The sequence below is a fragment of the Peribacillus sp. NPDC101481 genome, assembly GCF_044767165.1.
Lineage (GTDB): Bacteria > Bacillota > Bacilli > Bacillales > DSM-1321 > Peribacillus.
The window spans coordinates 196,082-217,264 of sequence record NZ_JBIWNJ010000004.1; the positions used below are offsets into that span (position 1 = coordinate 196,082).

At 42.1% G+C, this 21,183-nt stretch carries 16 protein-coding genes; 5 read left to right on the top strand and 11 right to left on the bottom strand.

Features of this window, described 5'->3' with window-relative positions:
* Positions 1–152: 152 nt before the first annotated feature.
* The 4 genes from ACIROD_RS22580 (at position 153) to ACIROD_RS22595 (ending at position 4,898) form a co-directional block, all read left to right on the top strand.
* Positions 153–710, top strand: coding sequence for a 3D domain-containing protein (locus tag ACIROD_RS22580; protein ID WP_101224913.1), 558 nt, complete (start codon positions 153–155; stop codon positions 708–710).
* Positions 711–867: 157 nt separating this feature from the next.
* Positions 868–1,779 (top strand): ketopantoate reductase family protein, encoded by a 912-nt coding sequence (locus ACIROD_RS22585; protein ID WP_402944489.1) that lies wholly within the window; start codon positions 868–870, stop codon positions 1,777–1,779.
* Positions 1,780–2,007: 228 nt separating this feature from the next.
* A complete protein-coding gene (locus ACIROD_RS22590) occupies positions 2,008–3,276 on the top strand; it encodes a dicarboxylate/amino acid:cation symporter (RefSeq protein WP_230177878.1) in 1,269 nt (422 codons plus the stop codon).
* 203 nt (positions 3,277–3,479) lie between these two features.
* Positions 3,480–4,898 (top strand): NAD-dependent succinate-semialdehyde dehydrogenase, encoded by a 1,419-nt coding sequence (locus ACIROD_RS22595; RefSeq protein ID WP_402944494.1) that lies wholly within the window; start codon positions 3,480–3,482, stop codon positions 4,896–4,898.
* Between the two features lie 44 nt (positions 4,899–4,942).
* Here the strand turns inward: ACIROD_RS22595 and ACIROD_RS22600 are convergent, their stop codons facing one another.
* The 9 genes from ACIROD_RS22600 to ACIROD_RS22640 form a co-directional block, all read right to left on the bottom strand.
* Entirely contained in the window at positions 4,943–6,049 is a 1,107-nt protein-coding gene (locus ACIROD_RS22600) for an AI-2E family transporter (protein ID WP_101224917.1), read from the bottom strand.
* Between the two features lie 337 nt (positions 6,050–6,386).
* The gene (gene scpC / locus ACIROD_RS22605; protein WP_101224918.1) at positions 6,387–7,913 is read right to left on the bottom strand and encodes a succinyl-CoA:acetate CoA-transferase ScpC; all 1,527 of its coding nucleotides are present in this window, start codon (positions 7,911–7,913) and stop codon (positions 6,387–6,389) included.
* A 130-nt stretch (positions 7,914–8,043) separates the two neighbouring features.
* A complete protein-coding gene (locus ACIROD_RS22610) occupies positions 8,044–8,694 on the bottom strand; it encodes a LytTR family DNA-binding domain-containing protein (RefSeq protein ID WP_133351753.1) in 651 nt (216 codons plus the stop codon).
* 570 nt (positions 8,695–9,264) lie between these two features.
* The gene (locus ACIROD_RS22615; protein ID WP_063235326.1) at positions 9,265–9,627 is read right to left on the bottom strand and encodes a P-II family nitrogen regulator; all 363 of its coding nucleotides are present in this window, start codon (positions 9,625–9,627) and stop codon (positions 9,265–9,267) included.
* Positions 9,628–9,642: 15 nt separating this feature from the next.
* Positions 9,643–10,857 carry an ammonium transporter gene (locus tag ACIROD_RS22620; protein WP_230177882.1) on the bottom strand — a complete coding sequence of 405 codons (1,215 nt, stop codon included), beginning with the start codon at positions 10,855–10,857 and terminating at the stop codon, positions 9,643–9,645.
* A 304-nt stretch (positions 10,858–11,161) separates the two neighbouring features.
* Positions 11,162–11,365 (bottom strand): YbdD/YjiX family protein, encoded by a 204-nt coding sequence (locus tag ACIROD_RS22625; protein ID WP_101224922.1) that lies wholly within the window; start codon positions 11,363–11,365, stop codon positions 11,162–11,164.
* A 13-nt stretch (positions 11,366–11,378) separates the two neighbouring features.
* A complete protein-coding gene (locus tag ACIROD_RS22630) occupies positions 11,379–13,433 on the bottom strand; it encodes a carbon starvation CstA family protein (protein WP_101225040.1) in 2,055 nt (684 codons plus the stop codon).
* A gap of 366 nt (positions 13,434–13,799) precedes the next feature.
* Complete coding sequence (locus tag ACIROD_RS22635) at positions 13,800–15,665, bottom strand: ABC transporter ATP-binding protein (protein WP_402944501.1); 1,866 nt, start codon at positions 15,663–15,665, stop codon at positions 13,800–13,802.
* The gene (locus ACIROD_RS22640) at positions 15,565–17,313 is read right to left on the bottom strand and encodes an ABC transporter ATP-binding protein (RefSeq protein WP_402944505.1); all 1,749 of its coding nucleotides are present in this window, start codon (positions 17,311–17,313) and stop codon (positions 15,565–15,567) included. The genes ACIROD_RS22635 and ACIROD_RS22640 overlap by 101 nt, the downstream gene beginning before the upstream one ends.
* Positions 17,314–17,761: 448 nt before the next feature.
* On the opposite strand from ACIROD_RS22640, the gene ACIROD_RS22645 reads away from it, so the two are divergent.
* On the top strand, positions 17,762–18,322 hold the full coding sequence (locus ACIROD_RS22645) for a nitroreductase family protein (RefSeq protein ID WP_402944507.1): 561 nt from the start codon (positions 17,762–17,764) through the stop codon (positions 18,320–18,322).
* Between the two features lie 664 nt (positions 18,323–18,986).
* Here the strand turns inward: ACIROD_RS22645 and ACIROD_RS22650 are convergent.
* Both ACIROD_RS22650 and queF read right to left on the bottom strand, forming a co-directional pair.
* Positions 18,987–20,333 (bottom strand): aspartate kinase, encoded by a 1,347-nt coding sequence (locus ACIROD_RS22650; protein WP_402944510.1) that lies wholly within the window; start codon positions 20,331–20,333, stop codon positions 18,987–18,989.
* 204 nt (positions 20,334–20,537) lie between these two features.
* Entirely contained in the window at positions 20,538–21,038 is a 501-nt protein-coding gene (queF, locus tag ACIROD_RS22655; RefSeq protein ID WP_034305880.1) for a preQ(1) synthase, read from the bottom strand.
* Positions 21,039–21,183: the final 145 nt, after the last annotated feature.

Below are 21,183 nucleotides of genomic sequence, written 5' to 3' on the forward strand. Positions count from 1 at the left end.
TTTCTTAGATGAGTACTTTTGACCTAGTTTATATTACATTTATTTATCAAGGGAAACCTTTTTGTAACACAATTACTATTCCACCGAAACATTATTGTCATAAAGACCTGTTATTCTAAGTCTACGATTTAAAACAAAGGAGACTATTCATTTTGAAAAAAATACTACTTCCACTATTCACTGCTTTCTTTTTGGTATTTAGTTTTTCCGGAGTTTCATCGGCTGCTACTACTACATACAAAGTTAAAAGCGGCGACACACTATGGGGTATCGCCAATAAACATAATATAACAGTCAATCAACTCAAAAGTTGGAACAACCTGAAAAAAGATAACATCCATCCAAAACAAGTTTTAAAGGTCAAGAAAACATCGACCGCAGCTAAACCTAAAGCTAAAACATCATCATCATCAAAAAAATATAAAACGATCACGGTGAAGGCAACAGCATACACAGCAAACTGCAAAGGCTGCAGCGGGATTACAGCATCGGGTCTTAACTTAAAGAAAAACCCTAACGTAAAAGCAATCTCAGTCGACCCTAAAGTCATTCCACTTGGAACAAAAGTTCATGTAGAAGGATACGGGGATGCCATTGCTGCAGATAAAGGCGGCGCAATCAAAGGTAATAAAATTGACGTCTTCTACTCTTCTCACTCAAAAGCTATCAATTGGGGCAGAAAAACCGTTAAAGTAAAAATCTATAAATAATGATAAGCACCAGCCTGAAACCTTTCAGGCTGTTTTTTTTGTTTTTCCCATTCTTGCAAACAACTAAACAACCAGTTACCGTCAAACGGAAAACATTTACCGAAAATTCAGTCAATGTTATGATTAGTATATCTTAATCAAAAGAGAGGTGTGCGCTTTGAATATTGTCATTATAGGGGCTGGGGCACTCGGCTCCTACTTTGGGGGCAGGTTGCAGCAGGCCGGGCAGGATGTTCAATACCTTGTCCGAAAAAACCGCGCTAAACAATTGAAGGAAAACGGGATCAACTTAACCAGCCCACATGGAAACTACCAATTCAACGACCTTCATATCACAGAGAATGTAAATGATATAGAAAAGGTCGATCTTGTGATTCTCGCTGTAAAAGGCCAGCATCTGCCAGGCACTCTTACAGATTTAAAGGTGCTTGTTGAAAGGGGCGCAAAGGTCCTCCCGCTTTTGAATGGGTTGGAACATGTATCCATTTTACAGGACGAACTGGGCGAAGAAGCCGTCTTGGGAGGAAGCGCCTTCATCATAGCAACCCTTGATGAAAAAGGTCATGTCATTCACTCCAATGAAAATCACGATTTAATCTATGGCCCGCTTCATCCGTCACAAAAAAAGGTTTGTGATGAATTCGAACAGGCTACCGGGTCAGCTATCATGAAGGCAAGCAGAACGGAAAACATATTGATCAGGATGTGGATCAAATATATGTTCATCACCGCTTTTTCCGGCGTGACAACTGCATCTAACCTCCCTATCGGCACGATACGGAGATTCCCGGAAACCAATGGATTGCTAGAAAAGGTCCTTGTTGAAATGAAAGAGCTTGCAAATGCTTATGACGTCGGTATTACTGTGGAGAATATTGCTCAAGCGTTAGAAAACATGGCAGGTTTACCTGACGAATCCACCTCTTCCATGCACCAGGACCGCCGGAAGGGCCTAACCCTCGAAGTGGAACATTTACAGGGCGGTGCACTGCGCCTTGCCGAAAAGGCCGGTTTGAAACTTCCTGTGATCGGAACCCTATATGCACTCATAAAACCTTTTGAAAATTGATTTTCGCCAATACCGGTGCTCCACCGGTATTTTTTTTTGCAGCTTAGTAATCTATCTATATCCTAATGGCACTTTTAATTCCTCTTCTTCCCTTCAGTTATTAAAAATCCCCAAGACCAAAAAGAACAAAAAGAAAACAATATCACCAAAAGAATATTCTGATTCTTTCTTCTGTTACACTATTACCAAGTTAAGAAAGCGCTATCATATAATAAAGGAGAATGCACCTTGAAAATATTAAAAAATCTAACAGTTCAGGTCATCATCGGTATCATTCTGGGTATAACAGTCGGTTTCTTCTTCCCTGCTTTCGGTGAACAACTGAAGATATTAGCTGATTTATTTATTAAAATGATTAAAATGGTCATTGCACCAATCATCTTCTTAACCGTCGTAATCGGAATTGGCGGTATGGGTGATATGAAAAAGGTTGGCCGCATCGGCGGAAAGGCCCTGCTCTATTTTGAAATCGTTACCACTTTCGCACTTGCCATCGGTATCATCGTAGTCAATCTGCTGGGACCTGGTAAAGGCTTTAACATCGATTCAGTCGAGGGCGGAGATGTATCACAATATACAACAGCCGCTTCCGAAACGGAACATGGAGCCGTTGCTTTCATTTCTAATATCATTCCTGATAATGCCGTTGCAGCACTGGCCGGCGGAGACTTACTCCCTATTCTATTCTTTGCCGTATTATTCGGATTATCAATGGCGGCAATGGGACCGAAAGTGCAGCCAGTCGTTTCTTTCTTTCAGCATATTGCCGACATTTTCTTCGGCATCGTAGGTATGATCATGAAAGTTTCTCCATTGGCCGCATTTGGAGCAATGGCTTATACAATCGGTAAGTTTGGCCTTGGTTCTTTAACCTCGTTAGGACAATTAATGGGCAGCGTATATATCACAATGGCACTATTCATCATACTAATCCTTGGCTCGATCGCAAAAATGTACGGCTTTAATATTTTCAAGTTCATTGCCTATATAAAAGAAGAGATCCTCTTAGTTTTAGGAACATCTTCGTCGGAATCCGCCCTGCCAAGCGTGATGAAAAAACTCGAAAAATACGGTTGCTCAAAATCGGTAGTCGGTTTGGTTGTCCCAACAGGTTATTCTTTCAACCTTGATGGCACATCCATCTACTTATCCATGGCTGCAATTTTCATCGCCCAAGCATATGGTGTCGATTTAAGCATCTGGCAGGAATTGACCCTTCTGGGAATCTTGATGTTAACATCCAAAGGTGCTGCTGGTGTAACCGGATCCGGTTTCATTACCCTTGCTGCAACATTAGCTGCCTTCCCAATGATTCCAGTTGAAGGAATGGCATTACTGCTGGGTGTCGACCGCTTCATGTCTGAAGCACGTGCCATCACCAATCTAATCGGTAACAGTGTTGCTACAGTGGTCATTTCTAAATCAGAAGGTGAATTCAATCCAAACCAAGCCATCTCAGGTGATATGAATGAAGTGGCCGTCTCATCGGAAAAATAATCGAACACTAATGAAGAGGTGTGTAACTTGCACCTCTTTTTTTTATTGCTCCCTTTCTATCAATTAGCCAATTTTCTATAAATAGCCAATCAAATAAATTTCAGAATCAGTGAAAAGTGTTTATACTTTTATGTAACAGGTAAAAGTATAAAGTTAAAAGTTTTAGTAGTTTGATGGATTTAACCAAATTAGGAGGTTTTATCATGAAGGATTACGGATTATTTATTAACGGTGAGTGGTCGGATTTTGGATTGGATAAAATTGAAGTAAGAAACCCGGCAACGGATGAAATAGTTGCCACCGTTCCTAAAGGCGGTGCAACTGAAGCGGCGAAGGCTGCAGATGCCGCATATGAAGCCTTTACGGGCTGGGCTGCACTCTCAGTCTACGAACGCGCTGAACTGATTTGGAAATGGCATCGATTGATTGATGATAATAAAGAAGAACTGGCAAAAATCATGACTGAAGAGCAAGGCAAGCCCCTTAAAGAGGCTCTTGGTGAGATGACATATGCAAACGGATTTTTATCTTGGTTTGCCGAAGAAGGAAAACGGGTGTACGGCGAAACGATTCCTGCTTCCGTGTCCAATAAGCGTCTTTTCGTGACTAAACAGCCTGTCGGAGTTGTAGCTGTCATTACACCTTGGAACTTTCCTGCAGCCATGATTACAAGAAAAGTGGCACCAGCGCTTGCCGTCGGCTGCACAGTCGTCATTAAACCGGCAAACCTGACTCCAATAACAGCTTTAAAAATGGCTGAATTAGCTGAAGAAGCTGGCATTCCAAAAGGTGTCATCAATGTCGTGACAGGAAAATCATCAGAAATCGGTGAAACTTGGCTTCAAGATACGAGGGTTCGTAAATTGACGTTTACCGGTTCTACAGAAGTCGGCAAAACCCTTATGAGGGGCTCGGCTGACACAGTTAAGAAAATCTCGCTTGAACTCGGAGGACACGCACCAGCAATCGTTCTTGAGGATGCCGACCTTAATAAAGCGGTTGATGGCATCATCAGTTCAAAATTCCGTAACGCAGGACAAACATGCGTCTGTTCAAATCGCATTTATGTCCACGAAGCCATACAAGAAGCCTTCATCAAAAAGCTCGTTGCCAAGGTAAAGGAACTAAAGGTAGGAAACGGACTGGAAGATGGCGTCGATATCGGTCCGCTTATCGATCAAAATGCAGTGGATAAGGTTCAAAAACAAATAGATGAAGCAATCAGCAGCGGGGCTAAGCTCGAAGCTGGCGGTAAATCAATAAGCGGCCTTTTTCTTGAACCAACCGTACTGTCCAACATTGATGACAGCATGCTCTGCATGAAGGAAGAAACATTTGGTCCACTAGCTCCTATAGCCTCCTTTAAGACTGACGAGGAGGCAATCAAGAGGGCAAATGACTCCATCTTCGGTTTGGCAGCTTACGTCTTCACTGAAAATATCACCAAGGGCATCAAATTCACCGAGGCACTTGAATTTGGAATTGTAGGCTTGAACGATGGACTTCCTTCTGTTCCGCAAGCTCCATTTGGCGGATTCAAGCAAAGCGGACTCGGCCGTGAAGGCGGACACCAGGGCATCGAAGAATTCCTGGAAGTAAAATATATTTCCTTAGGTTTGTGACACTAAGAAAACGGGCCCGACTCAATTGAGTCGGGCCCGTTTTTTCATTCCAATATATCTTCTTCAAGCTTTTCCTCTTTTCGGATCCTGATGAATTTAACGATATTCAATACTATCGTTTTAACAACCGAGTAAGTCGGAACGGCCAAAATCATGCCGATGATACCGGCAATGTTTCCGGCCACGAGCAATAGGATGATGATGGTCAGCGGATGCGTGTTCAATTTTTTCCCAATGACTAGCGGTGAAATGAAATTGCCATCCAATTGCTGAATGACCGTTACAACCAGAATGACCAATAATGCCTCTGTCGGTGAATGAATCAATGCCACAATGACAGCAGGAGCGGCTCCGATAAACGGGCCTACATATGGAATGATATTGGTTACAGCACCAATCAGCGCGAATAAGAACGCATAAGGTAAACCAATGATCAAATACCCGATGAACGTTCCGATCCCGACAAACATGCAAACAAGCATCTGCCCTTGTATGTATGTAGTAAGCGTCCCGCCAGTTTCCTGAAGTACTGTTAAAGCTGGTTTTCTATAGCGAACCGGTACGAATTTCATAATGGCGGCCGGAAGCTTATCCCCATCCTTCAACATATAAAACAGGATGAAAGGAACCGTTACGACCACTAAAGTAATATTCGTCACTACGCTGAAAACGGAAGTTAAACTGTTCGTTATATTACTAGGTAAATCAGTCAAATATTTCTGAAGCGAATCCCCTACTTCTTGCAGAGGTACATAATCTTGTTCCACCGTCCATAAAAACCATTTTGACTCCGCTGAATCTTCAATGAACTTCCTTGTTTGATTGAAATAATCCGGAAGGTTATTGATTAAGTCCGTAACCTGTTTGGAAAGTGACGGGCCAACCAAACCGACCAATAAACTAATCAATCCCAGGAAAAATACATAAAGCAATAATATCGCCAATCCCCTAGGCACTCTTCTTTTAACGAGGAAATCAACAGTGGGATTGAACAGGAAATAGAGAAAACCTGAAATCAAGATGGGAAAGAACAATGTCGAGGTAAAAATCACGATTGGTTCAAAAAGAAAAGAAATCTTTGTACCAACATAAAAAAGTAAAGACAAAAGTAATAACTCTAACGTCCAAAAATGCAGTTTTTGCTTGAACAAATAATCTCCTCCACTATAAGCATTCTATATGACTCCTTATTTCTAAGGAAACGAAAAAATTCTATGTATGATAATCCTTCATTGTTAGCAGTTTACCATACTTCTATAACTTGAATGAATAATTATATACAAAAATAAAAGAAAAAAGCCTAAAGATACAGTTCCCTATCTTTTTGATGGTTAAGCATCATTTTACACTTTAAATCTTTTATATGTTAGAGGAAAAAAACTAATATGCACCATCATGCAAATTGAAAGATTCATGGTTTTCCACCCAATACGGGAAACGGACCCAAATAAAAAAAACCCCGCTGTATTGGCGGGGTGGTTTTGAGTCTTATTTTTGATCTTGAAGTACTGCTTCAAGCATCGTACCGTTTTTAGCTAGGTTTGTATGCCATGAAAATGCTTTTTCAAGAATGTGTGGAGTTTGATGCCCGCCAGTTTGCGCAACAGCTTCAGTGAAGTATGCACGAAGCTGTGGACGGTAGTCAGGATGCGCACAATTTTCAATGATTAACTCTACGCGCTCTTTTGGTGCCAAACCACGTAAATCAGCGATCCCTTGCTCTGTCACTAATACATCCACATCATGTTCAGTATGATCCACATGAGAAACGAAAGGAACGATACTGGAAATCTTGCCGCCTTTTGCATATGATTTCGTTACGAAAATGCCTAGGCGTGAGTTACGGGCAAAATCTCCCGATCCACCGATTCCATTCATCATTCTTGTCCCAGAAACATGTGTCGAGTTTACGTTACCATAGATATCACACTCTAACGCTGTATTGATTGAAATCAAGCCAAGACGGCGGATGATTTCAGGATGGTTAGATATTTCTTGTGGACGAAGAACTAGTTTATCACGGTATTTTTCAAGTTCACCGTAAACTTGTTTACCTTTTTCTTCAGCTAATGTGATCGAACACCCTGAAGCGAATTTCACTTTTCCAGCATCGATTAAATCAAATACCGCATCTTGCAGCACTTCTGAATAAACTTCCAAATCTTTAAATTCAGAATCAAGGAAGCCAGCGAATACAGCATTTGCCACTGAACCTACACCCGACTGAAGCGGAGCAAGGCTTTCAGTTAAACGGCCAGCCTTGATTTCTTCACGAAGGAAGTTAATGAGGTGGTTCGCGATTGTTGCAGTTTCTTCATCCGGCGGCACGATTGTAGAAGGTGCATCAAGATCTGTAGAAATGACGATTCCCATTACTTTTTCAGGGTCAACCGCAATACCGATCGATCCAAGGCGATCACTAGCTTTAGTCATAGGAATCGGTTCGCGTTTCCCTTGTTCAGCTGGTGTATATATATCATGCATCCCTTCCAATCCTTCTGGATGGGACACGTTCAATTCAATGATTACATGTTTAGCTTCTTGAACGAATATGGCTGAGTTACCTACAGAAGTTGTCGGGATGATCAACCCTTCTTCCGTAATCGCCAATGCTTCGATGATTGCAAAATCTATAGGTCCGACAATGCCTTGACGAACTTGTTCAGCTGTATGAGATAAATGTTGGTCCACATAAGTGACTTCATCAGCATTTATTTTATTGCGAATGCCTTTATCCGCTTGGAACGGCAAACGTTTGTTTATGATACCGGCTTCCGCCATATGTTGATCGACTTCCGGTCCTAATGAAGCACCAGTATAAACGTCAACTTTGAATTTTTCAGTTTTTGCTTTTTCAACTAGAGCCATCGGAATAACTTTAGCATCACCAGCACGGGTAAATCCACTCATCCCGAGTTTCATCCCATCTTTAATCCATGAAGCTGCTTCTTCCGCTGTAACTACTTTCCCCTTAAATTGTTCATTGCGAATTTTTTTGAAAACGCTTTCGTTCATACAAAAGACCCCCATTTTCGCTTTTCTTACACTTAATTTTACCAATCCTGTGTAATCGTCACATTCATTTTTGAATGAAAAGCCTTAAATAGGGCATAAACCAGCATTTTATTCACACAAGGGAGAATCATTAAAATCCTAAAGCCCTCCTGAATTGACTTGCATACGTTTGACTGACCTGGATTTTGGAATTGTCTTTCATTATCAGTAAAAATGTAGAATGAAAATCGGGAAGGATTTCTTGAATATAGTTGATATTGACGATGTACGAACGATGCACGCGAATGAATAAATCACTAGGTAAAATGAATTCCAATTCACTTAAATTCATTTTATGAAATCCACTCACACGTTCGGACTGAATTTTAGTTTTCCTATTTTGAGCTTCCAGATACATAATTTCATCATATGGAAGCGGTATCCAGCGATCTTCGGTTTTAATGGTCAAGAATGATGTAGGTAAAATTAATGGCTTTGTCGGCAAGATGGCCGTGACCGCTCCTAAAGGATTGCCCTGGTCCATGATAGGAACACTCAGCCCATAATAAGGTACGCCAAATACATTGCTTTCAACCTGCACCCCTATTTTTTTACGGACACTCAGTGCTTTATATGTCGCTGTGTTTTCACTGATTAAATCACCTGGTTTTATTCTTAAATCAACTTGTTTGCTCGGTTGATAATAAATGTATTTTTCGGAATCAGCCACAGAAATTGAAGCATCCTTCGGTACAAATTCCCTGATGATATTTAAAACGGATTCGACCGTAAATTGATCCATTTCCTTTCACCTCTTAAAAGAACATATTAATAATTTCCCTATTATTAAACAGGGCATTCATAAAATAATTCATCATTTTTTGGAAAACTTACATTTTTTTGAATTTATTATTCATAAAATTAAAGAAAAATTGAAATAACTAAGCGAAAAGCGTCAAAAAAGGCAAAAAAATCGTATTTAAATTTACATCCTTATTCATTATAGTTGGAAAGCTCCCCGATTTCCATGGGGGATTCAAGAAAAAAGTTTCCTTATATACTAACATTTAAATGTCGCGAGGGTGGAAATCAAACGCATAAAAAAGCCGCTCTCCCCATATAGGATAACGGCTAAGGGTCATTTTTTAAAACGGGGATTTTGAAACGAGGATTTTATTCTTAGAGATAGTATCTCTTCTAGATTTTTCAGTGGCAATTCCAATAAAAAGGGTCGGTCATCAGGTTGATATACATCCTCTGAAATGAGCGTATTAACGATCTTCTGTTTTTTTGCATTAACAATTCGGACCAGTCTCCCCATTTTCAGCTCCCTTTCTTTAATCAACTGTATCCGGCACATTCGGCCGGACATTCAGATGTCATTCTTTAACGCATCATGACCTTCTTTTCCGGTACGGATATTCACAACATTCGCCAATTCATAAATGAAGATTTTTCCGTCACCTGGTTTACCTGTACTCAGGAATTTCCTTGCTACATCCACAACATCCTGAACTGGCACTTCACACACGACGATTTCGATTTTCATTCGATCATGTAGTGACATTTCACGATTTCTGCCTCTATAGGTTTCCACATAACTTTTCTGAAGACCCGTTCCTTTTACTTCCGATACAGTCATTCCGCTTACCCCTATTTTTGCAAGTTCCGCTTTGAATTGTTCAAACTTGATCGGACGTGTAATGATTTCTATTTTGGTTAAAACCTCGGACATATGGGCAACCCCCTTTTAAATGGATTCGTGATAAGCTTTTTCTCCATGAAGTGTAAGATCAAGCCCCATTGACTCATCTTCTTCACTGACACGCAACGGTACGAAAAGGTTAATGACTTTAGCAACGACATATGTGACCACGGCAACGAAGATATATGTCGCAATGATCGCTACAAGCTGCTTCCACAACAAGTTGAAATCTCCATAGAATAAACCATCTGCACCGTTTTCGTTAACGGAAGTGGTCGCGAATAAACCTGTAGCGATCCCACCCCATGTCCCGCCGATCCCGTGCAATCCGAAAGCATCAAGTGCATCATCGTAACCGAGTTTATTCTTCAGGAAGAATACGCCCCAGAAACATACGGCACCACCAATGACACCGATGATGATGGAAGAGGCAGGGGTTACGAATCCGCAAGCAGGTGTAATGGCCACCAAGCCAGAAATAGCTCCTGATACCGCACCCAGCAATGTTGCCTTTTTATTAGCCATATACTCAACGATCAGCCAGCCTATGATACCAGCAGCGGCCGCAACAGCTGTATTGACGAATACATTCATCGCCACTTCATTGATTGTCAGTGCGCTTCCGACGTTGAAGCCGTACCAACCGAACCATATTAATGATCCGCCAAGGAATGTTAAAGGAAGATTATGCGGTGCACTGTCACCCGACTCTTTCCTTTTACCTAACATGATCGCTAAAACCAGACCTGCAACCCCTGAAGAAATATGAACAACGTTGCCGCCTGCAAAGTCAAGTGTACCAAGTTCCGCTAACCAGCCGCCTCCCCATACCCAGTGTGCAACGGGAGCGTATACGAATAAAGACCAAAGGATCGTAAAAATCAGGAATGCTGAAAATCTCATCCGCTCGGCAATGCCACCTGCAATGATCGAGACGGTTAAAACGGCAAAAGTCATTTGGAATAACATGAACAAACTATGAGGAATCGTTTCACTGTATGGTCCAGGTGCAAAGCCTACATCCTTTAAGCCAACCCAGTCCAGACCTCCCAGAAGTGTATTACCAGGTGAAAATGATAATGAATACCCAATCAGCACCCAAAGAATCGAAATGACAGCCAATGGCATATAGCTATGCATTGCCGTATTCAGGACATTTTTACTTTTTACCATCCCTCCATAAAACAGGGCAATCCCTGGTGTCATTAACCAAACCATCATTGTCGCCAAAAACATGAATACCGAATCTGCCATTTGCATACTGTTTTTTTCCCCCTTGTTTTTTATATATGTTATGTTTGTTAACACTATTATGTTATATTTTTTATCATATACTTAATTTTCTAATAATTCAACTTAATTTTTATATTTCATAAAAAAAATGTTAGGTTATATAACATCACTGTGAATAAAAGCTTAGATAATTTGATTTTTTTGTCTTATAATTAATTTTCCACCTTTTTACGACTCCATTACTATTACATTTCCCCTCTACCTATGCCCCACTTCAAAAAAACCAATAAAAAAAGGGCCCTCATATTGAGGACCCTCAAAAAATATTCAATTAACAGCAACGAGACACTTTCCCACCCTTTGCGTTATACCGTTCATCCTGGGCCTCGCAGAAAAATTCTTTCCTGGTTTTCACGCGCTCTTCAGGATGATGCTTTTTCATATGTGCCACATACGTATCATAACTTGGCACGCCGACGAGCAAACTGACGAATTGCTTTCTGTAGCTGAGAATTGTAATTATTCTTTTCAACATTGCTTTCCCTCCCTTATGACGACCTTGATACATAAGGCGTTTCATGTAAATCTATTTTCTGGTTCTTCAAGACTTTTATCCATAACCTAATGGCAGATATCAGGACAGTGATCACCACGATCATGAAGATGGCACATAGAGCAGCATCCACATAATCATTGACGATAACCCGCTTCATCTCGGCCAGATTGGCTGCAGGAGCAAGAACTTCCCCACTATCATAAGCCGCTTTAAATTTATCCTTATGTGCTAAAAAGCCAATTGCCGGGTTTTCATGGAACAGCTTCTGCCACCCTGCCGTCATGGTCACTATCAACAAGAATGTAGTGGGCACAAGAGTGACCCATGTGTACGCTTTTTTGCCCATTTTGAAAAGGACCGTCGTCCCAAGCAGCAACGCAATGGCGGAAAGCATCTGATTCGCAATTCCAAACAATGGCCAAAGGGTATTGATCCCGCCAAGAGGATCAATGACCCCTTGATAAAGGAAGTACCCCCAACCGATTACACAAATGGCAGTTGCAATTATATTAGGCAGCCATTTATTCGTTTCGGCAAATGGTTTGTAAAAGGTGCCGATGATATCCTGTATCATAAAACGTCCCACCCTGGTTCCTGCATCAATGGTGGTCAATATGAACAATGCCTCGAACAAGATCGCGAAATGATACCAGAACGCCATCAGGGACGCCCCCCCAATAACTTGCGAGAAGATATGGGCCATGCCGATTGCAAAGGTCGGTGCTCCTCCAGTACGGGATATGATGGTCTCTTCCCCAACATCGTCTGCAAGGCCGGTAATCATCTCAGGTGTCACAAGGAAACCCCAATCGGATATGGTAGCAGCCACTTGCGCTGGTTCCGTTCCCACAACGGCTCCCGGGCTGTTAATGGCAAAATAGATACCTGGCGTCAATACACATGCGGCAATCATCGCCATGATGGCTACAAAGGATTCAGTCAACATCGCCCCGTATCCGATTGGACGTGCATGCGATTCGCGTTCAATCATCTTAGGAGTTGTACCTGAGGAAACGAGTGCATGGAATCCCGATACCGCTCCACAAGCGATCGTAATGAATAGGAACGGGAATAAATTTCCGGAAAATACAGGTCCTGTTCCATCGATGAATTGAGTGACTGCAGGCATTTCAAGGCTCGGCATGACAATAAAGATACCAAGTGCAAGTCCGATGATAGTACCGATTTTCAAGAATGTACTTAAATAATCACGCGGTGCCAATAACATCCATACAGGCAAAACGGAGGCAACGAAACCGTAGACAATCAACATGATGGCAATCGTTTCCCCGCTGAAAGTGAACATTGGCGCCAATGTTGCACTCTCGGCTACAAAGCGGCCGAAATATAACGCGAGCATCAAAAGTATGATTCCGATAATCGACCCTTCACCAACCCGTCCCGGCCTTATATAACGCATGTAAATGCCCATAAGGACTGCAATCGGTATGGTCGAGGCAATCGTGAACATTCCCCACGGACTGCCCACCAGCGCTTTTACGACAACCAGGGCAAGTACCGCCAATAAAATGATCATGATACCGAGGATACCGATCATCGCTATCAAGCCTGTAATCGGTCCAATTTCCTCTTTGATCATCTCTCCCAAAGATTTGCCGTTACGGCGCATCGAACCGAAAAGAATGATGAAATCCTGTACGGCACCAGCCAAAACAACTCCGACTACAAGCCATAGCGTCCCTGGCAAATATCCCATCTGCGCTGCAAGGATGGGACCTACCAGAGGGCCAGCTCCGGCAATTGCTGCAAAATGGTGGCCAAACAACACCCATTTGTTTGTAGGAACATAATCTTTCCCATCATTATTCGCTTCCGATGGAGTCTGGCGATTGTCATCTAGCTCAAACACTTTCCGTGCAATGAATTTACTATAAAAGCGGTATGCAATTGAATAAACACAGAGAGCTGCAGTGACAATCCACATGGCATTGATGCTTTCCCCCCGGTTCAGCGCGACGAAACCAAAACTCACCGCCCCCAAAGCAGATATGATCCCCCAAAGTACGACTGACTTAAGCGCTTTCATTTTTTCCATCTCCCCTCCATTGAACTATTTTACAACTATAAAAAACCTTCATTTATAAGGGACCTGGGCTGAATTACTCCCCATGCCCATTAAATTTAAAGAATTTTATATATATTCTGAATTATATGTCACCATAAGGATTTTTAGCAATAGTAAATTGGTCAATTTGTAAAGTATTTTCCATTATTTTGTCGATAATTACCTCTTTTCCCACCAATATGGATTTATGAATTCACACTCTTTATAAGAATCGCATTGGGTAAATAACCCCATTTTTTGAAGGTGCATCATTAAATGAAACGGAAGTTGTCCTTGTTATTGGACCAACAACAAAAAAATGTGCGCCTGACGGCACACATTCTTTCTTCATCCAATCTGATTTCCCCTTAAAGAACTGCGAAATAGGTCGTAATAAAAACCCCTCTGCCGCAACAATTCATCATGGGATCCCTTTTCAATGACCCTTCCTTCATCAAGTACAAGGATTTGATCACTCTGCTGAATTGTATTCAATCTGTGGGCAATGACAAAACTTGTCCTTCCCTCCATCAAGCGGTGTAATGCTTCCTGGATTTTAAGTTCGGTAATCGTATCTATGCTACTTGTCGCTTCGTCCAAAATCAATAGAATGGGATCGGCTAAAATAGCCCTGGCAATCGATAATAACTGGCGCTGCCCCTGACTTATTCCACTGCCCTCTTGATTCAAGATGGTATCATATCGATCTGGCAGTTTCATGATAAAGGAATGGGCATTGGCAAGCTTGGCTGCATTCACCACTTCTTCATCTTCCGCCTCCAGTCGGCCGTAGCGGATATTTTCACGAATCGTACCTTGAAACAAGAAGGAATCCTGTAAAACGAAGCCCATATGCTTACGGAGACTAGACCTCGTCACCTGTTGGATATCCTGCCCATCAATCATTATCCGGCCGCTGCTCGGCTCGTAAAAACGGGCAAGAAGATTAATGATCGTGGTCTTACCGGCCCCAGTGGGACCTACAAGCGCGATGGTCTCCCCTTTTTCCGCCTGGAAATTAACATCATATATCGTTTGCTCCTCATCATTATACGAAAAGGAAACACCCTCAAAGACCACCTCACCGCGGACATCTCGAAGTTCAGAGGCCTGCTTCTCATCCACTTCCTCTTCTTCTTCATCAAGTATGGCGAAAACCCGCTCCGCACCGGCAACAGCTGAGAGGAGTGTATTGAATTGGTTAGCCAGGTCATTGAGCGGACGGGTGAATTGCCTTGAATACTCGGTGAAGATGACAATTACCCCGATGGAAACCGTTCCTATGCCACTCAGCGCCAAAAACCCGCCGACAGCAGCTATTACCGTGAAACTTAGGTTGTTCAGTAAATTCATCAGTTTTGGAATCAGCCCGGAGTATGATTGTGATAGGAAGCCGGCTTTCTTCAAGTTTTCACTCCGGATGATAAAATCCCGGATCACTTTATCTTCCTGTGAAAAAGCCTTTACGATCCGTTGTCCGGAAATCGTTTCTTCTATAAACCCATTCAGTTCCCCAAGGTTCTTCTGCTGTTGTTTAAACAGCTTTCCTGTCCGGTTCGTTATCCACTTCAGACCGAAGAACATAAGCGGAACGATGAATAAGGTTAAAACAGTTAATAAAGGGCTCAGATACAGCATGACTCCGATCGTCCCGACCAGTGTCAGCACACTTGAAAAAATCTGGATGACGGAACTATTCAAAGTGGAACTGACATTTTCTATATCATTCGTGACCCTACTCATCAATTCCCCATGCTGGCGCCGGTCAAAAAAGGGGATGGACAGCTGATGAAGCTTTTTAAATAATTGATTGCGCATTTCATAAACCGTATCCTGCGCGATTCCAATCATCCAATAATTCTGAAGCCACATGGATAGGGAATAGAATATATAGACTCCAAGAAGTCCGAAAAGAAGGGTGATCAGCCCCCCGCTATCTTTTGTGACAATATAATCATCAATGGCCATCCCAACAAAAAAGGGGCCAAGCAACCCCAAAACCGAGCTTATCAGCACCATGAAAAGGACACAAAATAACAGGCTTTTATTCGTTGCTAAGTAGGGAATGATCCTTTTTATCGTATTCCAGGAGTTGACCGGTTTAGACTTTGCCTTATCGGGAGATATTCTTTGACTCAAGCGAAATCCCCTCCTCCCCAAACTGTGAGTGAACGATTTTTCGATAAAGATCGCTTGTTTGAAGCAAATCCTCATGTTTCCCCAGTGCAAGGACTTGACCGCTTTCCAGCAACAAGATTTTGTCCGCCTCCATGGCTGTACTGATTTTTTGTGTAATGATGAGCGTTGTGCATGTATATTCCTTTAAAGCGGCAAGCAATTTACTTTCCGTTTTCAAATCCAGCGCACTCGTACTATCATCCAGAAGGAGAATCTTCGGTCTGCGCACCAATGCTCTTGCGATCGATAAGCGCTGTTTTTGCCCTCCGGACAGATTCACTCCTTTTTGCCCTAACTGGGTTTCATATCGCTTCGGAAGTTTCATTACGGTCTCATGCACCTGAGCATGCTTGGCCGCAGCCATGATTTCCTCCATCGAGGCACCTTCTTTTCCCCAAGCGACATTATTTTTTATGGTTCCTGAAAAAAGCAGCGCCTCTTGCGGTACATAGCCGATCCTTTTCCGCAGAGAATTCAGGGGGATATCTTTCAGAACTTGGTCATCAATTTGAATGGAGCCGCTTTCAACTTCGTATAATCTCGGAATCAGCTGAAACAGAGATGTTTTCCCTGATCCTGTCGCTCCTAAGATGGCAAGCGTTTCTCCCGGATCGATGGAGAAGGTCAGGTTTTTCAATATCGGCGTATCGGTTCCAGGATAACGAAAAGATACATCCAAAAACTTGATGCCTCCCCCATTTACGGCCCCACTCTTGCTTTCCGCCTTACCTTCATCAATATCTATCGGGGTTTCAAATATTTCCGTCACACGCTCCGCTGAAGCCTTCGCACGGGAAATGACCATGATCAGCCATGAAAAAACGGAAAGGGATGCCGCAATTCTTGTGGCATAGTTGACAATCGCCACAACTTCCCCTACCTGTATATCTCCCGTTGTTATAAATTCGCTTCCAAGCCAGAGAATGATCAGAATCGCCACATTCATGACCAACATCAGTACAGGCATCGTCGTTTCTATTAGACGAAGCGAAGTCACGGTCTTTCTTTTCAACTCTTCATTCGCATCGTCAAATCGGCCGATTTCATGCTCCTTACGAAGAAAAGCCTTGATCAAGCGCATGCCTATCAGGTTTTCCCTCATTACGCCATTAACATTATCGAGTTTTTTCTGTACGAGCTTAAACAGCTTGGCTGCTCGTTTCATAACCCATCTCAGGAAGAAAACAAGAATCGGAATTGAAATGACCAAAACAAGTGATAGTTTCAAATCGACCGCAATAGCCATTATCGCTCCGCCGATTACGATCAACGGCGCCCTCGCCATGATACGCAAGCCCATAAAAACCGTATTTTGAAGTTGTGTCACATCATTTGTCATCCTTGTTATCAACGAGGAAGTCGGGATATTATTCAAATTCGCAAAAGAAAACGCCTGTATTTTACCAAAAAGGCTTTTCCTGACATCATGTCCAAAGCTTTGACTTACATGTGATGCCGTAAATGAATTAACGATCCCGCCAAGAAATGAAAAAACAGAAAGTCCAACCATGACACTTCCCCATTTAATCACCACCGATAAATCTTTCTGCAAAATGCCATCATCAATTATTTTTGCTATAAATAAAGGTTGTAACAGCTCTACCCCGAGCTCGACAATCATTAAGGATAAAGCAAGAATGATCAAAAGCCAGTACGGCTTAAGAAATGAGGACAATTTTTTCATCTATGACACCTTCGATTCTTCTTATGTAGATAGCATTTTTTTATCCTCTCATTATACATTTTTATACAGATTTTTTAAAAGATTTTAACCGTTTTAAAGCATTGGTAAATATCTTGAATTTTTTTTATAAATACCCTTGACAAATAACAGGAAATAAGCGAAAATTCTAATTGATAATGATTTTCAATTTCATTATCGATCTCTGAAATTTGATAAGCAATTACGATATTCTCTTATCGTACCCTTTTGATATTGTACATAGATACAATGTCGCCCCGGCTTCTCTGTGCCTAGTAAAATTATATGCTCATTAGCGAATGCAAGTCACTAGAATATTGCCCCCTCTTTATTCAAGTAATTTATTCACGTTGGAAGCATATTAGGCAGCCGGGGATTATTTTTTTTCAACTATTAAACTTACATATATGATTAAAGGAGCAGGATGATCATGAAACTAGAAGATATCATTAAAGAACGGCGCAGCATCAAACGATTTAAGGACATTCCTGTTCCTATTGATACCATTCAATCATTATTGGAAACTTCGACATGGGCACCGAACCATAAAATGACCCAGCCATGGCGCTTCGTCGTGGTGCATGGTGATAGCCGTTTAAAACTCGCAGAAGCAACCCGTGCATTCATGGAAGGCAAAGAGAAGGACCCTGAAAAGAAAAAAGCAGCCGGACAGCGAGGATATAATAAACTTATAGGTGTACCGATGTTTGTCGCAGTGATCATGGAAGAGAATCCGAATCCCATGACACGTGAAGAAGATTATGCGGCTACAAGTGCCTTGATCCAGAATTTCAGCCTGCTTGCCTGGGAACAGGGAATCGGGATGATATGGGAAACATACGGCATGATACACAACATGGAGTTTCGTGAAGCTTTGGGCGTGAAACCAGGCGAGAAGATCGTCGGCAGCCTTCACGTTGGCTATCCCGATATGATTCCTGCCCCTCGTCCAAGGACCGCGATCGATCAACTCCTGACCATTATGGACTAACATAAAAGGAAAGCATCCAATCTTCTATTTGGAGACTCAGACTGTAGACAAACTTGATGAAAATCGAGTTTTCTACAGTTTTTTTATGGCTTTTACAATTTGAACGTTGATTTTCCGCTCCAGGCACTCGCTTTCCGCGGGCGGTCCGGGAGCCTCCTCGGCTTACGCCTGCGATGTCTCCTCTAGACGCGCTTTTCCCCCAGGAGTCTCGCCCCTTACACTCCAATCAACTTTGTTTTAACATATAGATAGAACTTATCCCTACATTCTTTTTTGTATTATTATAGAAGTATTTAACTTGGGTGATATGGATGCTTTCTAAACATGATTCTATTCAGCAAGATCAACTCAGTGAATCATTTGGCTCGTAAACTTGATGTGCCTTTGACATCTCTTTCATTTTTAATTTGGTGAAAGATATGTATTCAGAGGTTGGAGCGTCAACTCCGTTCTCCTCTAATTGCTTTAACCACTTGACAAATAGGTATTAAATTAATAAAGACGCCCTGAACCCTACAGCGCAACTGTTAGCTTGTAATGATTATCCCCACACGGTCATTGCCACTATCATAAAGAACCGAATGAAAAATCCAGCGTATGTATAGTGACTAAAAGCTCAATCAAAAAAACCCCCTTCTAAAAGGAGGTCCCTGAACGCCCATACTCAAAAGAACTCGTGATACAATGCCTGAATCGCCGTCTCTTCGTTGTGCCCTTTCACACCGAACATCATGCTTACCTCCGAAGAGCCCTGGTTGATCATCTCAATATTCACCTTAGCTTCGGCCAAGGCTTTTGACGCTCTTGCCGTTGTACCGACATTATGGCGCATTCCTTCACCTACAACCATGATCAAGGCAAGATCATGCTCCACATTCACTTCATCGGCATGCAGCTCTTTCTTGATTCGGGAAATGATTTTTCCCTCGGCTTCACCTTTCATCTGGTCCTGCCTTAGAATAAGCGTCACATCATCGATGCCTGATGGAATATGCTCATATGAAACTCCATAATCTTCAAGGATGTGCAGCAGTTTCCGGCCAAAGCCAACTTCCCGGTTCATCAAATATTTGCTAATGTAAATGCTGCAAAATCCTTTATCACTCGCAATCCCAATAACGGGCCCGTTCGTATTATCCCGTGTATTCACAATGCGGGTCCCTTGTGCCGCCGGATTGTTCGTATTCTGGATATGGACAGGTATTCCCGCACGGAATGCAGGAATCAGTGCCTCATCATGAAATACCGAGAAGCCTGCATAAGAAAGCTCACGCATCTCACGATAGGTTAATTCCCGGATTCCCTTCGGATTGGAAACCACATTTGGATTCACCGCATAAACGGCATCCACGTCCGTAAAGTTCTCATACAAATCAGCTTTGACCCCATTCGCAAGAATCGAACCAGTAATATCGGAACCGCTTCTTGAGAAGGTTAACACATCACCATCCAACGTATAACCGAAGAACCCCGGGAATACTACGATTCCAGGCTCATCACGCAGAGCATATAACCGATCATAAGACTCTGGCAGCACCTTGGTAAATCCACCTTCATCCGTTACGATCAAGCCGGCCTTCTTTGGATTTATATACTGCGCCTCTACACCACGGCTTTGGAAATATCCTGCGACCAGCTTCGCATTATTATCCTCGCCGCTGGCCTTCAAGGCATCCAGATAGCGCTTCGGGTTAGTTTGGTCTGCATGCAGCAGTGCCATTAAATTTTCATGAATCCCAGTGATGACACTCTCGGATATATCCAACTCTTCAGCAATGCTCGCATAGCGGGATACGACATCTTCTATCAAATGCTCTCCGTTATCCCCGCGCAGCTGCTGTTCCGCAGCTTCAATCAATAAATCCGTCACCTTTATATCATCGGAATTGCGTTTCCCTGGAGCCGAAACGACTACAATCTTTCTCTCTGGATCAGAAACAACAATTTCGAATACCTTCCTCAACTGTTCACCTGACGCAAGTGAACTTCCACCAAACTTCGCAACTTTCATCTCGACATCCCCTATTTTCGTAAATATTCTGTCAAAATCAACTCTCCCTATTATTACGCTTTTTCTCGAAACAATCAAGTGTAAATTCCATTATAGGAGGACATTTGTATTTTTAAAAAGGACATATCATCAAGACGAAGGATCAAGAATGGCTAAAAACAAATAAAAAGACAACGGGCATATGCCCATTGTCTCTCCTATTCTTTAGCGATTATCCACAGTTTCCGGGTATAAGTCATGGTTCATCAAGCGGTAATTCGCCATTTCCTCATACTTCGTGCCTGGTTTCCCATAATTCGTGTAAGGGTCGATGGAAATTCCGCCCCTAGGTGTAAACTTGCCCCAAACTTCAATATATTTAGGATCCATCAATTCGATTAAATCATTCATGATGATGTTCATGCAGTCTTCATGGAAATCACCGTGATTGCGGAAGCTGAATAAATAAAGTTTCAAAGACTTGCTTTCCACCATTTTCACACTGGGAATATAGCTGATGTAAATGGTAGCAAAGTCCGGCTGGCCCGTTATCGGACATAAGCTAGTGAATTCCGGGCAATTGAATTTGACGAAATAATCCCGGTTCGGATGCTTGTTATCGAATGACTCAAGGATTTCAGGCGCATAGTCAAATGTATATTTTGTTCCTTGATTACCAAGCAGTGTGATATCTTTTTTTAATTCTTCTTCTTTTCTTCCAGACATGAAAAGTCCTCCTAATCCCACGTTTCAGGGAGATTCATAAAATGGGCCTCTATATAACAAAAACCATATCTCCTCAAAGATATGGTTGATTCGCGAAAAATATCAAAGCCATAGTTTTTTTAAGAGGGTGATGCTATGAACCTCT